Annotated in this window: 5 protein-coding genes and 1 pseudogene; 5 read left to right on the top strand and 1 reads right to left on the bottom strand. The window is 73.3% G+C overall.

The genetic code is table 11. The annotated features are described in order from the left end of the window. A partial coding sequence (locus AC0CYZ_RS12775) for a bestrophin-like domain (protein ID WP_472215830.1) occupies nucleotides 1-232 on the top strand: 232 nt, incomplete at its 5' end. A gap of 31 nt (nucleotides 233-263) precedes the next feature. Here AC0CYZ_RS12775 and AC0CYZ_RS12770 read toward each other — a convergent pair. Then, nucleotides 264-653 (bottom strand): DUF5313 family protein, encoded by a 390-nt coding sequence (locus AC0CYZ_RS12770; RefSeq protein ID WP_472215832.1) that lies wholly within the window; start codon nucleotides 651-653, stop codon nucleotides 264-266. Between the two features lie 68 nt (nucleotides 654-721). On the opposite strand from AC0CYZ_RS12770, the gene AC0CYZ_RS12765 reads away from it, so the two are divergent. The 4 genes and pseudogenes from AC0CYZ_RS12765 to AC0CYZ_RS12750 all read left to right on the top strand — a co-directional run. After that, on the top strand, nucleotides 722-1,171 hold the full coding sequence (locus AC0CYZ_RS12765; protein WP_472215828.1) for a MarR family winged helix-turn-helix transcriptional regulator: 450 nt from the start codon (nucleotides 722-724) through the stop codon (nucleotides 1,169-1,171). 40 nt (nucleotides 1,172-1,211) lie between these two features. After that, nucleotides 1,212-1,601 (top strand): Rieske (2Fe-2S) protein, encoded by a 390-nt coding sequence (locus AC0CYZ_RS12760; RefSeq protein ID WP_472215826.1) that lies wholly within the window; start codon nucleotides 1,212-1,214, stop codon nucleotides 1,599-1,601. Next, entirely contained in the window at nucleotides 1,588-1,890 is a 303-nt protein-coding gene (locus AC0CYZ_RS12755; RefSeq protein ID WP_472215824.1) for a hypothetical protein, read from the top strand. The genes AC0CYZ_RS12760 and AC0CYZ_RS12755 overlap by 14 nt, the downstream gene beginning before the upstream one ends. Next, nucleotides 1,887-2,208 (top strand): annotated as a pseudogene (locus AC0CYZ_RS12750) (amidohydrolase family protein); the annotation flags it as partial. The gene AC0CYZ_RS12755 and the pseudogene AC0CYZ_RS12750, both read left to right, overlap by 4 nt.

Raw genomic sequence — 2,208 nt, 5'->3', positions numbered from 1 at the left:
TGTCCTGTGGCTGGCACTGGTCGTGGGCGCCGGTGTGACGATCGGCTTCACGATGATCTTCGGTCTCGGCAGCGCGCTGCTCCACACGGTCATGACCGCCAGCCTCGCGGCGCTCGTCGGGGTGCTGTTGTTCGTCGCCGTCGCCATCGACCACCCGTTCGCCGGCGACGTCGCGGTCCATCCCGCACCCCTGGAGCGGGTCCTCGCCGACTTCGGCGCGCCGCCTCCCTGAGGCACCTGCGGGTCCCGTCGTCCGGCCCTGCTCACGGACCCGAGCGCCACCGCGCCGCGTACCGGGCGGCCGCCGCCTCGTCCTTGTCCCGCGTCCGGGCCGCCCGCGCCTCGACGCCCGTGCCGACCGGGTAGCCGGCCTTGAGGAGCCGGTGCTCCGCGGTCTCGTGCAGGTAGGCCACCGCGAAGATCATCCCCATGATGGCGCCGCCGAGCGCGCTCATCACGCGCAGCCACACCGGGCCGGGGACGAACACGATGATCGCGGCCACGAACGGCGCGATCTGCACGAGCACCCGGACGACGTGGCGCACCCACCAGGTGCGACAGGTCGTGTCGTGCAGCACCCACGGCGCGAAGCGCGCCGGCAGGCCTCCTCCGTAGGCGTACCAGAGCCACCACAGCGGGCCGGGTCGCGGCATCGGGACCACGGAGCACCTCCTCGAAAGTTTGTGCCCCAACAGTATGCGCACCACGTAAGGTGGGCGCCATGACGGCGCCCACAGACGAGATCGACCCCCTCGCGCTCGAGAACCAGGTCTGTTTCGCGCTGGCCGTCGCCGCGCGATCGGTGATCGCCCTCTACCGGCCGCTGCTCGAGCCGATGGGCCTGACCCATCCGCAGTACCTCGTCATGCTCGCGCTCTGGGGGGACGAGCCGCTCTCGGTCACCGACCTCTCCGGGATGCTCGCGCTCGACCCCGGCACGCTCTCGCCGCTGCTCAAGCGGCTCGAGGCCCAGGGCTACGTCGAGCGACGCCGGGTCCCCGGCAACGAGCGCACCCTCGCCGTCACGCTCACCGAGGCCGGCCGGGCGCTGCGGGCCGACGCGGAGCGCATCCCGCCGGCGATCGTCGAGCGCCTCGGGATGCCGCTCGAGGAGCTGATGCGCCTGCACGGCGACCTCTCGGCGGTGATCGCGGCGGCGACGGAGCCGTGAGCGTCGACACGGGCGGAGCCGACGGGGGACGCTGTCTCCCATGACCACCACGGAACGGCTCGTCGACGTCGGGGCGTCGGACGACGTGCCCGAACGGGGCCGCCTCGTCGTCGAGATCACCACCGCGACGGGCGCCGTGACCCTCGGGGTCTTCCGCTTCGCCGGCCGGCTCCACGCGTGGGAGAACGTCTGCGCCCACCAGGGCGGGCCGGCGTGCCAGGGCCGGATCGTCAGCCGGGTCCGGGAGCGCCTCGACGACGAGCGCCGCAGCCTCGGCCTGCGCTTCGACGAGGACACCATGCACGTCGTGTGCCCGTGGCACGGCTTCGAGTACGACGTGACGACGGGCCGCCACCCCGGGCGCCCCGACCTGGCGCTGCGGTCCTTCCCGGTGAGCGAGGACGGGGGGCGGATCCGTGTCACCGTCTGAGCGCACCGACCGGGCCCGTCGCATCGACGAGCTCGTCGCCACCCTGGCCGCCGAGGTCACGGCCGGTCTCGACGACGGCGCGATCGCCGCGCTGGACCCCGCCACGGCCCGCCGTCTGGTGAGTACCACCGCCCGCTGCTGGGCCGTGGCCGCCGAGGAGGGCGCCGAGCCGCCGGACGCGCGCGACACCACCCCGACCGACGCGGTCGCCCTCGCCGCGGCCGCCCTGCGCAGCCACGACCTCAACCCGTTCGACCTCGCCCTCTGGTTCTCGAGGAGCAGCTCATGACCGCGACCGACCCGAGCGTGCGGCGCCTGCCCACCCAGGAGATCACCACCGCGACGGACACCCGCGAGATCCTCGCGAACGCCCGGCGCGACACCGTCCGCTACGGCCTGGACGACTACCTGATCGTCGACGTCGACTCCCACCACGTCGAGCTCGACTCGTGGCCGGAGATCCTGACGTACCTCGACAGCCCCGTCATGCGCGACACCGCGCAGCAGATGATGCGCAACTGGCCGCAGGCCTCCCACCTGGCCCTGCACAACCACCCGCCGGGCCTGACGATGCAGGACGTCTCCGGGCGCATCCCGCACCAGGCCT

It is taken from the genome of Actinomycetospora sp. (genome assembly GCF_055612215.1).
This window is presented reverse-complemented; position numbering and strand designations above follow the sequence as displayed.